Origin of the sequence: Haloplanus sp. C73 (genome assembly GCF_051195115.1) — an archaeon.
Lineage (GTDB): Archaea > Halobacteriota > Halobacteria > Halobacteriales > Haloferacaceae > Haloplanus.
Window position 1 is genome coordinate 163,621 of sequence record NZ_JBNTJZ010000006.1, and the last position, 16,834, is coordinate 180,454.

The window sequence follows — 16,834 nt, forward strand, 5'->3', positions numbered from 1 at the left end:
ATTTAACTATCGCGACACAGGTTGACATGGAGGTTTACACTATGGAGATCTCAGATAACCTGTTGTGTCTGTTCAGCGCGCGCGTGCAGTCGGAGGATGGGTCGTACGTCATCGAGGTCCCGCAACGCGAAATCGAGACTGGGTCTATCGACGCCGACGAAACCTATCGGGTCGCACTCATCTCTCGGGAGCGGGCGGAGTCGACGACTGAAACGACCGAGTCGGAGTCACCGACGTCGGAACCGCAACCCCCCGTCGAGGCGGGCGAGATTCGCTACGTCGAAATCGAGGACATCGGCAAGCAGGGCGACGGCATCGCCCGCGTCGAGCGTGGCTACGTCATCATCGTCCCCGACGCCGAAATCGGCGAACGCGTCAAAATCGAAGTGACGGAGGTCAAATCCAACTTCGCGGTCGGCGAAATCATCGACGAAGACCTCTGAGCGCGCCCTCCCCACGACCGATTTTCGTCCCTGCGAATCTCTCCCGTGAGCGCCGCCTAGTCCGCCGTCCCCATCGACTCGACCCGCGCGAACCGCGAGAGGTCGGCGTCGACATCGACTTCACCCAACGAGCCGTAGGGCCGGTTCACCACGATATCGCCCGCTGTCGACTGTCCCACGCCCGGGAGCGCGGCGAGTTCGTCCATCGACGCCGCGTTCAAATCGAGCGGGTGAGGCACGCCCGTCACCGACCGGTAGCCGTGGTCGACGAGCGCCACGTCGAGTGTCGTTCCCAGTTCTCGCTCGCCGGGGATGGCGACCAACAGGGGGTAGGTGCCCAGCTGTCGGCCGAAGGTCTTGCCGCCCTCGTGATACTCCAGATGCACGTCGGGCAGGACGGTACCCTGCGGCGCGACCCGGCGAAGCATCGGCTGGTCGATTTCCTCGCGCACCTCGCTTTTGTACTGCTTGAACTGCTTTTTGTGTTCGCGGGCGATGTCGGCGCCGGTGTCGTTCATCTCCGTCCCCGCGAAGGCCATCACCTGTCGGATGTTGATGCGGCGGAGCATCAGCCCCTCGTCGTACACCCGCTGGAGGAAGCGCTTGTTGTGCTCGAACGTCTCCTCGCGCTCCCCCGCGAGGCCGTGGACGAGGTTGATACCGGGGAGGAGTTTCGGGAGGCGATTCGCCGCGTCAGCGCCCGTCGTCGGCGCGTCCGCAGGGTCGTCGCCGGGGCGCCACCCCGCTTCCTCGTTGACGATGCGGACGGCTTCGAGACACTCGTCGGCGGAGACGAGCAGGTTGTTCTCCTCGCGGACGACGGGGTCGGCGGATTCGAGGCCGAAGGCGGCCGTGTCGCCCGCCGTGTTGTGTTCGGCGATGATGCGAATCGCCTCCCGCGAGGCCTCCGGGTAGTCGACGATAGTGACCGGGTTCATGTTGTCGAGATGGAGCGTCCGGAGGTCGGGCGCCACCTCGCGGATGCCGGCGTAGAGCCGCCTGAGCGCGTCGGGATTGGGCGCCTCGCCGTCGCCGCCGAAGGCGAGGATGTCGGCCTGTCGCCCCAGTCGGAAGTGCCGAACGCCCCGCTCGTAGAGCGCCTCGACTTCGCGGACGACGGACTCGGCAGAGCGGAAGGCCGGGTTGCCGTAGAGGGGTTCGGTACAGAACGAACACCGGTAGGCACAGCCCCGCGACGTTTCGAGTTCGGCAATCAGGTAGTCGGGGTGATTTGGATGGTCTTCGACGACGAACGCGCCCTTCGCCGCCCAGCGGTCGAGTTCCTCGTTGTCGCGCATGCGGTCGCTGAAGCCCTCCAGACCGCTCGCGACGAGGTCGTGGGCCGCCGCCTCGACGTCGCCTTTCGCGACGAAGTCGTAGTCGAGGTCCTTGCGCTCCATCTCCTGCCCGCCGGCGTTCTCGTCGCCGACGCCGAAGCGGACGGGGCCGCCCATGAGCGTCGTGCCGTCGGCGGTCCACGCGAGTTCGCGCACCTCGTCCGGTTCGGCGGGCGTGCCGCCGACGTACTTTCCGGGGACGGTCATGCCCCCGAGATAGATGACGAGGTCGGCGTCGGCGACGTCGCCCCACTTCGAGCGCTCGTCGCGGAGTTCGTCGATGGTGTGGTAGGTGATTCGGGACTCGGGGACGCCGGCGTCGACGAGGGCGCCGGCGGTGAAGCGCGGATACGTCGAGACGTACGGCGGGACCCCGAAGTGTGCGGGTTCGTCGACGTAGCCGTCGACAATCGTCACGGTGAGAGTCGCGGGGTCAGTCATGCCCAGTCGTTCGCGGTCAACGCGTAAAACCGTGTTCGTGTGGACGTGTTTGGATAAGATGGTAGAATTGGGACCTCCTCGAAAGCCCCGACTCGCTGGAGTCAGGGGACTCGCTGCGCGCGCTCGCTTCGCTCGCGTGCTTGCGTCGTCCACCTTCCTCCAGCGAGTCGCCCCTTTCAGTCCCACCCTGCGTCAGCCGGCTGGTCAGCCGATGCGGGTGGGACTGAAAGGGGCCGGCGTCTCGGCGCACCCGGACGACGCAAGCACCGCAACGTAGTGAGGAGCGCAGCGAGTCCCGGGAGCCGAGACGCTGGGGGCTTTCGAGGTGATATCTGTTCAAACACGCTACTCTGAACAGTATCGTTCGTGTCGTCCAAGGGTACAAGTCGGTCTGCCCCTACGTGGCGACATGTCTCGCCCACTCCCGGAACCGCCGGAGGCCGGCGTGCTGAACGCCGTTCGATTCGGGACCGACACGTTTCGCTTTCTCGACGGCGTGCAGGCGCGATACCGCGACGGCGTCGCCATCCCCATCCCCGGCCGGCCGCCGCTCGTCGTGGTGACGAACCCCGAACTCGTTCACGAGGCGCTCGCGCAACCGGCGGCGTTCCGACGCGTCCCCGCGCAGGCCGCCGCGGCGCTCATCGCCGAACACGGCCTCGTCCAGAGTGACGGCGCGCTCTGGCGCCAGCAACGCGGCATCATGAACCCCGCGTTCGACAGTCGGCGGGTGCAGGCCTACGCCAACGAGGTGGGGCGGCGGGTCGAGGCCCTCGCCGACGACTGGCGGGGGCGTGGCACCTTCGAGACCAACGTCCATCGCGCGATGACGCAACTGACGGTCCGGGTCGCGAGCGAGATTCTGCTGGGCGAGGACATCGGCCCCGACCGGGCCGCGCAGTTCCACGAGTGGATGCAGACGGCGGGCGAGGAGTTCGAGTTCGGCCTCGACAGCGTCGCCCCGGACTGGCTTCCCGACCGCATCTCGCCCGAGTTCCGCGAGGCCGCCGAGGGGATTCGAGGGCTGAGCGAGGACATCATCGAGCGCCGGCGCCGACTGTTGGCCGAGGGCGACGACGATATGAATCTGGTGACGATGCTGCTCCGAGCGGCGGACGACCCCGACGTGGACTACCCGCCCAACCAGATTCGCGACGAGGTGGCGACTTTCCTCATCGCCGGCCACGAGACGACGGCGCTGAGTCTCACGTACACGCTGGCACTGTTGTCGTGGCACCCCGAGAGCCGCGACCGGGTGCGAGCGGAGGCGGCCGACGCCCTCGGGTCGGGGTCGCCGACCCACGACGACCTGTCGGCGCTGCCCTACACCCAGCGCGTCTACCGCGAGGCGCTTCGCCTCTATCCGCCCGCGTGGGCGACCTTCCGCCGCGCCAGTCAGACGGTCCGGCTGGGAGAGTACCGCATCCCCGAGGGGGCGGCAGTCGTCATGCCCCAGTGGTCGATTCACCGCTCCGACCGCTACTTCGACGCGCCGGAGGCGTTCGACCCGGACCGCTGGGAGCGTCGCTCGCCCTCTGATACGCCGGCGTATTTCCCGTTCTCGACCGGACCACACGCCTGCGTCGGCCGCAACTTCGCGCTCTCGGGTGCGACGCTCACGCTCGCGCGTCTCGTCCGCGACTTCGACATCTCCATCCCCGAGAACGCCCTCGACGACCTGCGGGTTACGCCGACGCTCCGGCCCGCAGATGGCGTCCCGGCGACGATACGAGCCGCCGACTGAAACCCGCCTCCACGCCACTTATGCCGGTCGCGGCCCTACCTTCGGGTATGCCCGCAACGAAGGAAATCACGTGTACGAGCGACGACTGCGAGCTCGACATGTTCGAGAATCACTACACGTACGATATCGCCGACGACCACTCGGTGAGCGACCTCTCCTGTCCGCTCTGTGGCGGCACGGACTGCCTCGAAGAGATAGAGCTATGACCGGGTTCAAGGAGTTCGGCAAGTCGGCGGCGAACGCGGTGCTCGAACGCGTCGGTCGCGGGGTGAGCAAGGTACAGGAGCGAAAGCCCCTGCCGTACGACGTCCTCGAATCCGACGACGCCTACCTCGTCGTCTTCGACGCGCCGGGCGTCACCCGGAGCGACGTGCAGGTGCGCTACGTCGAGGGCGAGGTGCAGGTGCGACTCGACCGCTTTCGCGACCTGCACGAGGACTTCGAGATGCGGTTCCCGGGTCGCGGCCTCTCGCTCGACGGGCGCGCCCGCCTCCCGCCGGACGCCGACGTGGACGCCGGCGAGGCGTCGGCCACGCTGAGCGACAACGGGACGCTCCGCATCGAGGTGCCGAAACGCGCTTCGGGCACCGACGTCGAGGTGCGAGCGGAAGACGACGACGAAGACGACGAATAACCCATTTTGCGGGCCGTCTACGCCGGATAGTCGGCATCGGGGTCGACGACACGGTCGACCTCCGGCGGCATCTCCCAGTCGGTCGTCAGTTCGAGCAACTGGACGAGCATCCGTCCGGTCGCGCCCCAGACGGTGTAGCCGTCGACGTGGAAGAAGTGGAGGCGCACCTCGCCGTAGTGGGGGTGGTCGCGCCGCTCGGACTCGTAGTTCGAGTAGTCGGTCAGGGCCGCGACGTCGAGGACGGCGATTTCCGCCACCTCGCGCTCGTCGGGGACGTACGTCCGGTCGGGGACTCGGGAGACGAAGGGGCGCACCGCGTACTCGCTGACGGTGGGGATGTCGTCGAGTCGCCCCACGATGTCGATTTCGTCGGCCCGAAGCCCGATTTCCTCGTCGGCCTCGCGACACGCCGTCGCCGTCAGGTCGGCGTCGCTGGGTTCGCGTCCGCCACCCGGGAAACTCATCTGGCCGGGATGCTGGCCGAGGTGGTCCGCTCGCTTCGTAAAGAGAAGCGCGTCGCCGTCCCCGCAGTCGACGACGGGCGCGATGACGGCCGCCTCACGCTCCGCGTCGTCGACGCTCTGGGGCGAATGGCGGGCGAGTGCGGCGAGGTCCAGACGCATAGCCGGTGGTGGCCGTAGGCACCGAGGGGTGGTTTCAGTTGCGGTTTTCGAGGGCGTCGTCCAGCCGGTCGCGTATCTCGCTCACGTCGGTCGCGCCCCACGTCTCGAGGTCGTAGCTCACGTCGAGGAGGTGGTCGATGCGCTCCGTGTCGCCGTCGCTGACGGCGCGGGCGGCGTCGGCCCGCAGTCGTCGCTCCACCGCCTCGACCAGTCGCTCGCGGTCTACGGTCCGGTCGGGCACGTCCATGATGTGCGGGAGGTCCTCCGCGCCGTCGGCGAGCGTGGGAAACGCCACGGGTCCCGGCACGAGGACGGACTCGCCGTCGTGGTCGACGCTGACGAGGTAGTACGCTTCGATGGCGTCGGCGACGGCGGATTCGATGGCCGCCTCGTCGGTGTCTTCCCCTCGCTTGAACGCGAGTTCGCCGAGCGCGGATTCGAGTTCTGCGCGGGTCAGCGCGCCAAAGAGGTCGACCACGCCCGCGAGTTCGTCGCCCGTCGCCGACGGGATGCTCATCGCACCGCCTCCAAGTCGGTGGCGGCGACGTCGGCGACGGCCGCCGGCGAGAGCGGGGCGTCGGCCCACGCGGGCAGTCGTCGGTCCGGTCCCGGCGGTTCGATGGCCTCGACGTACGTCTCGACTTGGTCGAGTTCGTCGCTCCGGTCGTACTCCAGTCCGTTGAACGCGGCGTCGAGTTCGTAACTGCGGACGAGCGAGCGCGCCGCCGCCCGGTAGCGGTCGGGCAGCGTCTCGTAGTCGGGGTCGACGCCGGCTTCGCTGACGACGCGAAACAGCGCGGCGCCGACGTGTTCGCTCATGTCGGAGAGTCCGGTCGGCCCGCTCACCGCGCGGTGGTCGTGTTCGTAGGTTCCGAGGTCGACCTGCGCGCTCCCGTCGAAGCCAGCGGCGTCGAAGGCGTCGCCGAGCGTCCCGACTTCGAGCCCCCACGACCGCTGGGGGCGAAACCGCTCGACGAGGTCGGTCGTCGCCGCGAACTCGCCGGCGAGGGCGTAGCGAAACGCCTCCAGATACCGAAGCACGGGCGCGTCGTCTCGGCCCTCGCTCAGCGCCCGGACGAGCGGGACGAAAAACAGGCGGAACAGGCGTCCGTAGAGCCGGTCGTTCTCGACCCGCGCGTAGTAGCCCTTCGAGAAGTCGAAGCCGTGGGCGAGCGGAAAGAGCAGGCGCGAGACGTCCGCGCGGGAGTAGCTCTTGGTGTCGGCGTCGTGGACGACGACGTACTCCCGGTCGAGCGCCTGCCCGAGGCCGAGCCAGACGTCTCGGCCCTTGCCGAACGCGCCGTCGAGGCCGTGGTCGGCCAAGAGCGATTCGAGACGCGGGCCGTTACACCACAGCACCGTCAGCGAGAGGTCGAACTCGTCGAGCCAGTCACAGAAGGGGCCGACGCGCTCTGCCCCGGCGCGGAGTGGGACGACGACCCGTCCCGGGTCGAGGCGTTCGAGTTCCGAGAGGACGCGGTCCGGCGCCAGCCCCGCGTACTCCCGTTCGGTCATCGGGACGACGACGGCGGCGCGGTCCGTCGGCGCCGACGGCGTCGGGTCGGTCAGGTCGTGGAGCGTCGTCACGCGTTCCTGGACGTACTCCATCACGTCTCCCTGTGGTCGGGGTGGACAAAAGCCCGCGGGTCCGATTCGAGCGATACTGTTCAGATTAGTGCGCTCGAACTGAAGACTCCTCGAAAGGGGCGACTCGCTGGAGTCGGGAGTAGCGAGGCGGCTCTGCCGCCTCGAAGCCGCGCACGGCTTGCCGTGCGTGCCCCTCGCTGCGCTCCTCGGCCTTCGGCCTGCGGTGCTTGTGTCGGCTTCCTTCCTCCAGCGAGTCGGGGCTTTCGAGGTGGCTCTGGTTGTACCGGCTTATCTGAACACTACCCGATTTGAGCGGCCGGTCCGTTTTTTAAACAGGGACGTACAAGGTTCGGGCATGAAATCGACGCGGAAGGGGCTCCGTGACGGCGAGCTCGAGAAGGACACCTACGAGCGGCTCACCTGCGCGGAGTGTGAGAAGGTGCTCAAGAAGCGCGACGACCCCGACGAAGTCTTCGCGGTTCGAACCTGCCCCGAGTGCGGGCGGGAGTGGAAGGACCTCCGCTGACTATTCGAAGACGGCATCGAACGCCCGCGCGCCGAGGGGGTCGAAGGTCCCCGCAGCGACGTTTTCGGCGACGTGGTCGGGGTCGCTCGACCCCACGAGCGCGCACGTGACGGCGGGCGCACTACGGGCGAAGTTGATGGCCCGCTGGGCGGGGGTCTCACCCGACAGTTCGGCGTCGACCGACGCCGGCAGTCCGGAGACGAGGTCACCCTGTCCGAGAGTCGCGCTCGCGACGACGTCGATATCGAGCGCCTGCGCGACGGCCAGCGCCGACCGGCGCTCACCCTCGAACTCGTGGGCCGGGACGCTGAACGCGTCGGCCATGTGGACGTTGAAGGGGAGTTGAATCGCCTCGAAGCCCGTCTCCTCGTGTCCGACCGTCTCGGCGGCGGCACGCGCCCGCGTCACCACTGCTGGGAGCGACAGGTGGGCGTCGTCCTCGGGCGGCACCCGGAACCCCTCCCACGTCGCCACGCCGTACCGCCCGATATCGCCGGCGGCGACCCGGCGCTCAAGGCGCTCGAACGTCGCTTCGAGGGCGTCGTACACGGTCGCTCGCGACCGCTCGCGAAGCTGTGTCTCGGGGTTGTGGACGTAGTAACAGTCGATGGTGTCGACGCCGAGGGCGTCGAGCGAGCGGTCGAGCGACGCCTCGATGGCGTCGGGTGCGATGCAGTGATAGCCCGCCACGAGGTCCGCGGGGTCGACGGGGCCGTTCTCGACGAAGCGCTCGCGGATGTAGCGCGCGGGGTTCTCGGGCCGCTCACCGTCGAAGGGGAGGAAGCCGCCTTTGGTGGCGACGACGACTGCCTCGCGGTCCACGTCGGCGTTCGCGAGCGCGCGGCCGACGACGCGCTCGCTCCGCCCGCATCGGTAGTTGACGGCGGTGTCGACGAGGTTACAGCCGCCATCGAGGCCGGCAATCAGCGCGCGTTCGTAGTCGGTGTCGACGGCGTCGGTCGGGTCGCCGAGGTAGGTGCCGAGGCCGACGCTGGAGACGACGCCGGGGCCGAACCGGCGGAAGTACGTCCGGCCGAAGGCGTCGCCGAAGCGGTCCCGGTACGCCCACGTGCCGCGACTGGTCGCCATGCGCTCGCTACGCGTGTCGGCCCCATAGGGTCGGCGGTTAGTCGTCGCGCTCCGGCGGCGATATTCCCTCGACGTCGCCGGTCACGCTGTCGCTGACGACGAACTGGCCGGCGGCTTGCGTGCGGCGACTCACCGCCGACACCCGGAGGACGTAACTCCCCACGAGGATGAACGGCGCCAGCGCGATGGCCTCGACGCCCGTGACGAGCAGGGTCGGTGCCGGAATCGTCTCGAGAAAGTGCAGGAACGACGCCGTCGTCGCCACCGACACGACCGACGTGAACACGAGGTTCCGTGAGAGGTTCGCAAACTCCTGTCGGATGTAGAGCGACTTGAAGTACGCTCGGCCCGTGGCGACGTACTGGAGGAGTTGGAGCAGGTCGTCAATCGACTCGTTGGTCCGCTCGGGAAGCGTGTCGCTGTGGGTCGATTGGAGGCGTCTGAGGTCGTGTATCTGCCGGTCGTGATTGTAGTCCATCATCGCAATCACGAGGTCGGCGTTCGACGCTGCCGCCGCCAGTTGGCGGTTCATCTCGCCCGTCTCCGTCGCGAGCGAGGTGAGGTAGCTGTCCAAGTCGGCTCGCAGGTCGACCTCCGAGGTGTGCAGGTCGTCGTCGATGGCCTGTGCGCGGGATAGAATCTCTGCGGACAGCAGGCGGACAAAGTGTACGGGTTCTGCAGGCACGTGGTCCACGTCGAGAATGTCTTCGAGTTGCCGGCGGTACTCGACGACGCTCTGGATGCGCCGGAACTCCCGGTCCAGCGCCGACACCTCCTGTGTGACGAACAACGAGTTGACGGAGACGACGATGGAAAACAGGAGGAAGTTGCCGCTCAGCAAGGCACTGACCAGCGGGACTGTCGTCTGGCCGTACTCGTGGGGCGGCGGCGACGGAAACACGCCGTCGACGAGGTAGCCGACGCCGCCGACGAGTAGGAAGCCGCCCACGAGACCCACTCCCGCGACGACGGCGCGGTTCCCGTCGAGGAGGAACCAGCGGTACAGCCGCCCGAGAGCCGAGTCGCTTCGTCTCCAGTCTGGGGCGACCGGGCCTAGCATCTACCGGGACTGCCGCCCCCGAGGACTTAGTGATTGCGTAGCGGTTACAGGTCACCCGCAAGCGCCTGCCAGAGGCGGTCGGTCAGCGTCGTTCGGCGGGCCGGCCAGACGAAGTCGTCGTCGTCGAGTGGTACCTGTCCGCCACCCATGCGGGCGTGACCGCCGCCACTTGCGTTCGGCACGTCGTCGAGCGCGGATTCGATGGCTCGGCCCATGTGGACCCGGTCGTCTCGGGAGCGCCCCGAGAGATAGAGCACGCCGTTCCGGGTGCCGTAGACGATGGCCGCGGTGACGCCTTCGAGCAGGATGAGTTCGTCCGCCGCCTGTGGAATCGCGTCCACGTTCGACACCGCGCCGACGTCGCTGATGGCGAAGGGGCCGTCGACTTCGCGTTCCCGAATCGCGGTCGCTTTGATTTCCAGCGTCTCCGCGCTCACCTGCGGGTTGGCGATGCGGTCGAGCAGGTTCTCGTCGACGCCGGGCGAGAGGTAGCCGCTCGCGTCGAAATCGGCGGCGTGCACACCCGCCGTGAGCCGGTTCGTGTCGGTGAGGATGCCGAAAAACAGTCCGGTCGACACCCGCGACGGGACGACGTAGGGCGTCTCGATTTCGCTCTCGTGGTTCTCCGGCGGCACCGGCGTCGCGTCGATGTCCTCGAAGTACTCCGCGATGATGCTCGAACAGGCACCGTATTCGGTTCGAACGTCCGTAAACGTCTCGCCTCGTCCCTCGCCGGGGTGGTGGTCGACGACGGCGGCGGGCCGTATTGTCTCCGATTCGGAGAATCCTCGTGGCACGTTGTGGTCGACGAGAATAACCGTCTCAGATGCCAGCTCCGCCGCTCGCTCGATGGGGTCGAGGTCGACTTCGAGGACGTTCCGAAACGCCCGGTTCTCCTGATGTCGAATCTGGCCCGGAAACTGGATGGTCGCCTCCGTCCCCACCTGTTCGGCCAGCGAGGCGACGCCCATCGCCGCCGCCATCGCGTCCGGGTCGGGGTTGGGGTGGGTCAGGACCGAGACGTGTTCGTACTCGGCCAGCATCGACGCGAACCGCACCCCGAGCGGCCGCGAGAACCGATGCATGACGTAGCCGCCCCCGACGAGAACGACCAGCGTGACCAGTAACGCCGCCAGTAACTCCGGATGTGACTGGGCGAACGTCACTGCCCGCTGGGCGACGTCGCCGGCCGCGACCAGCATATCCGTCCCGACTCAATGGAGGGAGAAGAGTATTCTCCTGTTCTGTCCTCGACTGCCCGACGGAAATCAGCCCGCCCGAAACGCCTCGATTGCGGGGCGATACCCCTCCCACACCGTCGGATACCGAAGCTCGTAGCCGAGGGCGTGGAGTCGGTCGTTGCGACAGCGTTTGTTCGCCCGCACCCGTCGACTCGGGTTCTCGCGCTCCTCGACCGTCTGTTTCGAGGGGCGCTCGACGCCACACTCGTCGGCCAGCCAGTCGGCGAGTTCCCACTTCGAGACGGGTTCGTCGTCGACAGCGAGTACCACCTCGTCGCGGCCGCGGTCAGTCGTGAGGAGATGTGCCACGACGCCCGCGGCGTCGTCGCGGTGAATCGAGTTGAGATACCCCTCGGTCACCGGCCCATCGAGATAGTAATCCAGCCGGTAACGCTCCGGGCCGTAGAGGCCGCCGAACCGGACGACGGTCCCGTTGAGCGGTCCGTCGAGCGCGACTTCTTCCGCCGCCACGAGGATGCGCTGCCGCTCGGTCGCTGGCTCCAGCGTCGTCGTCTCGTCGACCCAGTCGCCGTCGTGGTCGCCGTAGACGCCCGTACTCGACGTGTAGACGAGGCGGTCCGGCGGCGACTCCCGGGCGGCGAACGTCTCGGCGGCGGTTCGCAGACCGTCGACGTACGCGCTGCGTGCCGCCTCGGCGCCACGTCCGCCCGCGCTCGCGGCGTACACCACCCAGTCGACGTCGGGGACGGCCGCGAGCGATTCCGCGTCCGTCACGTCGGCGCGGACGGCGTCGAACCCCGCGGCTTCGATGGCGGCGAGACCGGCGTCCGACCGGCGAACGCCGACCACGTCGTGGCCCGCCTCGACCAACTGCCTGCCGAGTTCGAGGCCGACGTAGCCACAGCCGAGAATCGCGACCTGTGCGGCCATCAGCGGTCGTTCCGCCCGGCCACGTAGTTCTGAATCGCGGCGAGTTCGGCGAGCGTCATCCGTGTGCGCCCCTCGATAGCCTGCTGGATTTCCTGTCCAGAGAGGTCGAGGTCGACGTTCGAGGCGATGGTGTCGACGTCGAGGACGCCGGTCGTCATCCCCATCAGCAGGTGGTCGCGTACCTCGCGGACGATGGTGTCGGCGTCGAGGTTCGGCGCGTCGAGGGCGAGAACCGCCGCTGCCTCCGACAGCGTGAGTGGGGGCGACTCGCCCTCGGCGAGTGCGACCAGCGTCTCCGGGGAGAGCCCCGTCTCGGCGGCGACGGCGTCGATATCACGGTCTTCGAGTACGGCCCGTACCTCGGCTTCGTACGCCTCGTGGAGTTCGGCCGGCGTCAGCGTCGCCGGCTCGTCGGTGACGTTGTGGAGCATACGTGGGTTCAGCGTCCCGCCGACAAAAGTGTCACTCTGTGTCGCGACACGCCCCCGACCACGACGTGCATTCAGGTCGCGGCCACGTCCCCGACCGTTCGTCGGCGTTCCCGTCCACGTCGCCCACACCGCTCCGATACGCCGGCACAGCGACCGTGACGACCGTCCCCGTCTCGAAGGCGACTCGCTCGTCGCGACCCAGGTGTTCGGCGTCGCCGTCGCCGTCCACGTCGAACCGAACCGGCGAGCCGTCGCGGACGTACTGAACCTCCGACCCCGGTCGCTCCCCCGGTCCCCCGCGTCTCGTCCGGAGCGTGAAGCGGGCGTACGCGCCCTTGACCTCGATGGTCCAGACGTTCACCGTCGCGTACCAGTGTCCCGGCACCGGTGCGACCGGGAGTCCTGCGGGCGTGACCTCCAGCGTCTCGTTCATCCGCTCGCCGACGCGCTTCCCGGCCCGCTCCGTCGCCCGCCGTGTAATCCGTCGTTGCACCTCACGGCGAATATCGGCCGTCTGCTCTTCGCCGACCCGCGTGGCCGACGAGCGCCGCGCCGCCGTGATGGTCGCGTCGAGACGTGCCTCCAGTCGGTCGGCACGCCCGGCCTCGGTTCCCGATGCCCGCTCGTCCGCGGCGATAGCGATTGCTTCGGCGAGCGAGCCGTTACTGGCCGCTATCGCTCTATTTGCCGGCCTATCCCACCGACTGACTCCCTCGGCGACCGCCGCCTCCGCCTCTCGCCGGCCGAGACTCGTCTCGTCCCTGATGGCCCGTCGTGACCGCGACCGAATCACGTCGACGCCTTCGGCGACCGACTGGCGGAGCCGCCGCCGCGACGCCGACGACTCGTCGGCTGACGACGCGCGCAGCGTCTGCGCCCCGGACCGTAGCCGAACGCCCGACGATTCGTCCGCCGACCCGGCGACCGTGTCCGCGGCGTCGCCGTACGGCGCCGCGAACAGGTTGACGTTTTTCGCCGAGAGCGGGTGGTACGAACGCGACGGCGGGACGCCCGTCGCCCGGTCGTGACCGACCGAGGCCACCGTGAGATACGACGGTGACCCGCGCGGGACGATGCCCACGGACCCGCCGGGCGGTGACCCGGGTAGCGTCGACCGACTCGACGGCGCCCTCGTCTCTCGCTTGTCGAGGATGCGCCGGAGCCTCGCCGTGGAATCGACGCCGACGCCGTCGAGCACCGCCTCGAACCGGTCTCGCGTTTCGTTGTGTGCCGCCGACCGCCGCTCCAACCGCCTGATAGTCGCGTTCAGTAGTGCCACCCGTGCCCCGACGCGCGCCCGGTCGGCGGCGCCCCGGTATCGGTGCGGGGCATCGACGAGTTTCGACCGCCGCTCTCGAAGGTGGGTCGCGAGCCGTTTCGGGGGGTTCACCGCGTACGTCGCAACGCCTCTCGCCTCGACCGAGACGTTCGTCGCGTCGAGACGTTCGCTGAACGCCGACAGGTTCTGGTTCGTCCACGGGCGGAGGTCGGCCGGTCGGTCGCCGTAGACGACGCGACCGGTTTCGTTCAACTCGCCGCTCGCCACCCTAGTCGCCACCGTGTCGCGTCCGCCCCGGCGCTCGACTAAGACTCGCTCCGCCTTCCCCGCCACGTCGGCGAGGTTCGGGCCGTTGAGTGGGCCGCCCCGCTCGAACTGGGGTCGGGTCGGCCGGTCCGGCGCCGTCCCGTTCGGGGCGTACGTCCCGACCACCGTCACGCCGATACGGTAGCGCTCGGTCCACTCGGCCGACGTGGTCGTCGTGTCGTTCTCGTGGGTCCATCGCCACGTCACGCGGCGGTCGAGCGCCACGTTGCGCACGAACCCGTCGAGTCGGTGTTCGTCTTCTCGGACCGACGGCGTCGAGCCGGTGCCGGGAGTGACCGTCGCCGTCGTCGTCTCGCTGACGTCGGTGAGCGACCACTGCTCGCCCGGTTCTTCCGGTTCGGGGCGCGGTTCGTCGTACGTCTGTCTGCGGGCCGTCCGCAGTTCCGTCTCGACCCGGTAGGCGGCCCGAAGCACCTCCTTGAGCGAGCGATTCGATTGGAGCGACTCGGCTCGCAGCCCCGCCGCGGCGTGGCTGGCGAGCGGGTCCACGTCCACCGAGATGGTGCGGTTTTCCGTCGGTCCCTCCGTCTCGCGTCGACCGGGAAGTGTCCCCGTATCGTTTCGGCGTGGGTTCGGGCGCACGAGTACCCGGTCCGCCCACGCGCTGTCGACGGGTGTCGCCGCCGTGAAATCGCGAACCCCGAGTTCGGCTATCGCCCGCTCCATCCCCCGTCTTCCCGCGGGGTCGCTCCGGCCGAACATCTCCCGTTGCGCTTCGAGGACGGCGCCGTTCGTCGACGTCTCCACGTGCCGGTTCGAGACGACGTTGGCGATTGGCGCGCCGTAGAACTGCCCCCAGCCGCGCGCCCACGCGACCGGGTAGAGCCGCGCGGTCAATCGCCGCCCGAGTCCGGGGCCGTCGAGCGGGCCGCGGTTCAGCCGCGTCTCGAACGTCGTCGCGCGGTCGTGTAACGCGAGGACGGGTGTCGACACCGTCACCGTCCGGGTGCGCTCCTCGCTGGCGACGACCCGACCCGATTCCCGAGCCGTAATCGAGATGTTCCGCACGGTCACGCGGAGCGCCGTTCCGTTCTCGACGCCCCGAACCTCGATTCGGCCCATCTCCGTCCGGAGTTCGGGTGGCGTCGTCGCGGCCGGTAGCGAGGCGACTGCGGTCACGTCGCCACGGCGGTACTGCGTCGTCGACAACCGCTCCTCGACGCTCCGGTAGATTCGAAGTCGGAGCGCGTCCCGAAAGGGCGTGTCGTCGCTCAGTAGCCGCCCGTACGGCGTGTTGGCGGGTTCGGTCACCGGTTCGCTCGCCGCCTCGTGTGCCGCCTCGTCAATCGCCGACCGCAACGCCGTGGTTGTCGCCGCCGTGGTGCGGTCCATCGCCGCGTCGACGTCGCGGTCGACCCGCGCTGGTCCCTGCGTCGAGAGCGCCGCACCGAACGTCGCCGCGCCGACCAGCAACAGCGCACCGACCAGCGCGAAGGGGACGCGCGCCCGCCGGTCGTCGGCGAGACGGGTCACGGCCACGTCCTCACGACGATTCGAACGCGACCGACGCGCACCGTCTCGGCGACGCTCGTCGCCGAGGCGTTTCGCGAGCGCAAATCGTGTGCGACGCGCTTCGCCAGCGCGGCGGTGAGTCGGCCGTTCCCGGTGTCGACGCCGCCGTCGACGAGCGTCGTCGAACGCGTGACGCCGAGGATGCGCTCGGCGCGGCGGTATCGGTGGCGAACCAAGAGTGCCGACGCCGATGAGTCGCTCGCCGCGAGCCGAGTCCGTGTCGGGGGGAATAACCCGTCCACGACGCGCTGTGCGATGGCGGCTGCCACGTCGGCTCGTCCGCCCGTCCGCGCGGCGCGCATCGCCGCCGGACGTGTCTGGGGAAGACCGCTCGACGCGTCGAGCGTCGCCGCGTGGACGGGGCGTCCCCGTGGCGGCGGGTCGCCGACGACGAGTCGTCCCGCTATCGACGACCCCGGATGGGGGCGCCACGTCACGACAATCTGGGTGTGGTTGGTGCGGACGGCGCCGCGGACCACCCCGACGACGGCGCGCTCGAAGCCCTCGCTCGCGTACGAGAGTCTGTCGTTGCCTACCGTCGTTCGGCCGACGGCGGCCCGCGCCAGCAGTTCGGCGAGCGTCCCGTGGGCCGTCCGCTCGAAGTCACGCGCCTCGGCGGGCACGTTCACGTCCGTCGTCTCGGTGCTGGGCGTGAGCGTGTAGTTCACCGACGCCGTCGTCGTCGCGAGCGTCGAGGCAGTCGCGGGTGCGCGCCCCGCTCCGACCGACTCGTTCGGCGTCGCCGTCGCGACCGTCACGACGGCCGCGCTGACGAGGAGGAGACAGAGCACGCCGTCGAGGACGGTGCTCGTCACGGCCACACCACCACCCGAACGCGTCCCGGTCGAATCCGGCCGGGCGCCAGCCGAACGCTCAGCCGGCGGGTCGCCGTATCGACCGAGTCGCCGCGCCGACCGGGTGGCATCGGCCCCGCCGTCCAGTGTTCGCCCGCCGCCGCAACCGTCACGTTACCGTGATAGCCATCGGGTATCGCCCCTCCTGTCCGATTCAGTCGGGTCGGCCGAACGACACCACCTCGCTCGATGCGGTCGGCGACGCGGTCCAGCGTCGGCGACGCGAGGTCTCTCGTCGAATCCACGTCGGCGTTTCCGAGCGCGACTGCGTACGTCGAGACGGCGCCACAGACCGCGAGGAGGACGACGAGCGCGGCCGTCGGCTCGACCTGCCCCCTATCCGACGAGCGTGACATCACACTCCCCCCAGACGACGTGGCGAACGAGTAGCGGGCTGTCCACGGGCCGCCATCGCGGCGCTTGCGAGCGGGCGTCGGCGCTCGCGTCACAGAGGGCGTCGGCCGTCTCGAACCGCGAGTCCGGCGGCGCTCCCCGGAGGACGGCCTGTAGTGCGCGCGACGCCGTGGCCGGCGTCACCGGCCCGAACACGAAGGCCGCGTGTGTCGTCCCGGCGTCGTTTCGGAGGCCGATACGCCGCGGCCCGAGTCGCATCGCCGTCGCGTCGAGCGGGTGTTCGGCGGTGGCCGGTCGCTCCGTCGCCATCGTTCGGTCGACCGTGTCCGCGGCCGCCGTCGCGGCGGGCGGCGGTGCCGTCGGGAGCGTCGCACCGACGCCGACTAGGGCGACGCCCGCGAGCGATAGGCCGAGCCAGACGTACCACGCGTCGACTGGAACTCCGAGCATGGACGGGGGTG

General features: G+C 69.1%; 18 protein-coding genes. 5 read left to right on the forward strand and 13 right to left on the reverse strand.

Translation table 11 applies throughout. The features are described 5' to 3' along the window. Nucleotides 1-41: 41 nt before the first annotated feature. Nucleotides 42-443 (forward strand): TRAM domain-containing protein, encoded by a 402-nt coding sequence (locus tag ACQUSQ_RS12020; RefSeq protein ID WP_435069483.1) that lies wholly within the window; start codon nucleotides 42-44, stop codon nucleotides 441-443. Between the two features lie 56 nt (nucleotides 444-499). On the opposite strand, the gene ACQUSQ_RS12025 is transcribed toward ACQUSQ_RS12020, so the two are convergent. Continuing rightward, entirely contained in the window at nucleotides 500-2,221 is a 1,722-nt protein-coding gene (locus ACQUSQ_RS12025) for a radical SAM protein (protein WP_435069484.1), read from the reverse strand. Between the two features lie 409 nt (nucleotides 2,222-2,630). On the opposite strand from ACQUSQ_RS12025, the gene ACQUSQ_RS12030 reads away from it, so the two are divergent. The 3 genes from ACQUSQ_RS12030 to ACQUSQ_RS12040 are packed head-to-tail and all read left to right on the forward strand — an operon-like array spanning nucleotide 2,631 to nucleotide 4,599. Then, the gene (locus ACQUSQ_RS12030) at nucleotides 2,631-3,965 is read left to right on the forward strand and encodes a cytochrome P450 (RefSeq protein WP_435069485.1); all 1,335 of its coding nucleotides are present in this window, start codon (nucleotides 2,631-2,633) and stop codon (nucleotides 3,963-3,965) included. Between the two features lie 47 nt (nucleotides 3,966-4,012). After that, complete coding sequence (locus ACQUSQ_RS12035) at nucleotides 4,013-4,171, forward strand: DUF7559 family protein (RefSeq protein WP_435069487.1); 159 nt, start codon at nucleotides 4,013-4,015, stop codon at nucleotides 4,169-4,171. Further along, entirely contained in the window at nucleotides 4,168-4,599 is a 432-nt protein-coding gene (locus ACQUSQ_RS12040; protein WP_435069489.1) for an Hsp20/alpha crystallin family protein, read from the forward strand. The genes ACQUSQ_RS12035 and ACQUSQ_RS12040 overlap by 4 nt, the downstream gene beginning before the upstream one ends. Nucleotides 4,600-4,616: 17 nt before the next feature. On the opposite strand, the gene ACQUSQ_RS12045 is transcribed toward ACQUSQ_RS12040, so the two are convergent. Genes ACQUSQ_RS12045 through ACQUSQ_RS12055 form a run of 3 tightly spaced genes read right to left on the reverse strand, consistent with a single transcriptional unit; the run spans nucleotide 4,617 to nucleotide 6,830 of the window. After that, nucleotides 4,617-5,216 carry an NUDIX hydrolase gene (locus ACQUSQ_RS12045; RefSeq protein ID WP_435069651.1) on the reverse strand — a complete coding sequence of 200 codons (600 nt, stop codon included), beginning with the start codon at nucleotides 5,214-5,216 and terminating at the stop codon, nucleotides 4,617-4,619. 40 nt (nucleotides 5,217-5,256) lie between these two features. Continuing rightward, entirely contained in the window at nucleotides 5,257-5,739 is a 483-nt protein-coding gene (locus ACQUSQ_RS12050; RefSeq protein WP_435069491.1) for a DUF7109 family protein, read from the reverse strand. Then, nucleotides 5,736-6,830 (reverse strand): glycosyl transferase family 2, encoded by a 1,095-nt coding sequence (locus ACQUSQ_RS12055; RefSeq protein WP_435069493.1) that lies wholly within the window; start codon nucleotides 6,828-6,830, stop codon nucleotides 5,736-5,738. Before ACQUSQ_RS12055 ends, ACQUSQ_RS12050 begins: the two co-directional genes overlap by 4 nt. Nucleotides 6,831-7,164: 334 nt before the next feature. Here ACQUSQ_RS12055 and ACQUSQ_RS12060 point away from each other — a divergent pair, with 334 nt between their 5' ends. Then, on the forward strand, nucleotides 7,165-7,335 hold the full coding sequence (locus ACQUSQ_RS12060) for an HVO_0758 family zinc finger protein (protein WP_435069495.1): 171 nt from the start codon (nucleotides 7,165-7,167) through the stop codon (nucleotides 7,333-7,335). On the opposite strand, the gene ACQUSQ_RS12065 is transcribed toward ACQUSQ_RS12060, so the two are convergent. The 9 genes from ACQUSQ_RS12065 to ACQUSQ_RS12105 form a co-directional block, all read right to left on the reverse strand. Further along, nucleotides 7,336-8,424, reverse strand: coding sequence for an aldo/keto reductase (locus ACQUSQ_RS12065; RefSeq protein ID WP_435069498.1), 1,089 nt, complete (start codon nucleotides 8,422-8,424; stop codon nucleotides 7,336-7,338). 37 nt (nucleotides 8,425-8,461) lie between these two features. Then, complete coding sequence (locus tag ACQUSQ_RS12070; protein WP_435069500.1) at nucleotides 8,462-9,484, reverse strand: hypothetical protein; 1,023 nt, start codon at nucleotides 9,482-9,484, stop codon at nucleotides 8,462-8,464. Between the two features lie 44 nt (nucleotides 9,485-9,528). Continuing rightward, on the reverse strand, nucleotides 9,529-10,686 hold the full coding sequence (locus tag ACQUSQ_RS12075) for a DHH family phosphoesterase (RefSeq protein ID WP_435069502.1): 1,158 nt from the start codon (nucleotides 10,684-10,686) through the stop codon (nucleotides 9,529-9,531). A 66-nt stretch (nucleotides 10,687-10,752) separates the two neighbouring features. Next, complete coding sequence (locus ACQUSQ_RS12080; RefSeq protein WP_435069504.1) at nucleotides 10,753-11,616, reverse strand: SDR family oxidoreductase; 864 nt, start codon at nucleotides 11,614-11,616, stop codon at nucleotides 10,753-10,755. After that, nucleotides 11,616-12,047 (reverse strand): DUF5791 family protein, encoded by a 432-nt coding sequence (locus ACQUSQ_RS12085; RefSeq protein WP_435069506.1) that lies wholly within the window; start codon nucleotides 12,045-12,047, stop codon nucleotides 11,616-11,618. The genes ACQUSQ_RS12080 and ACQUSQ_RS12085 overlap by 1 nt, the downstream gene beginning before the upstream one ends. Before the next feature lie 31 nt (nucleotides 12,048-12,078). After that, nucleotides 12,079-15,126: a DUF7286 family protein gene (locus tag ACQUSQ_RS12090; RefSeq protein WP_435069508.1), complete on the reverse strand. Its 3,048-nt coding sequence runs from the start codon at nucleotides 15,124-15,126 to the stop codon at nucleotides 12,079-12,081. Next, complete coding sequence (locus tag ACQUSQ_RS12095; RefSeq protein ID WP_435069510.1) at nucleotides 15,123-15,986, reverse strand: DUF7284 family protein; 864 nt, start codon at nucleotides 15,984-15,986, stop codon at nucleotides 15,123-15,125. Before ACQUSQ_RS12095 ends, ACQUSQ_RS12090 begins: the two co-directional genes overlap by 4 nt. Continuing rightward, a complete protein-coding gene (locus ACQUSQ_RS12100) occupies nucleotides 15,977-16,375 on the reverse strand; it encodes a DUF7285 family protein (protein ID WP_435069512.1) in 399 nt (132 codons plus the stop codon). The genes ACQUSQ_RS12095 and ACQUSQ_RS12100 overlap by 10 nt, the downstream gene beginning before the upstream one ends. Then, complete coding sequence (locus ACQUSQ_RS12105) at nucleotides 16,356-16,823, reverse strand: DUF7283 family protein (protein WP_435069514.1); 468 nt, start codon at nucleotides 16,821-16,823, stop codon at nucleotides 16,356-16,358. Before ACQUSQ_RS12105 ends, ACQUSQ_RS12100 begins: the two co-directional genes overlap by 20 nt. Nucleotides 16,824-16,834: the final 11 nt, after the last annotated feature.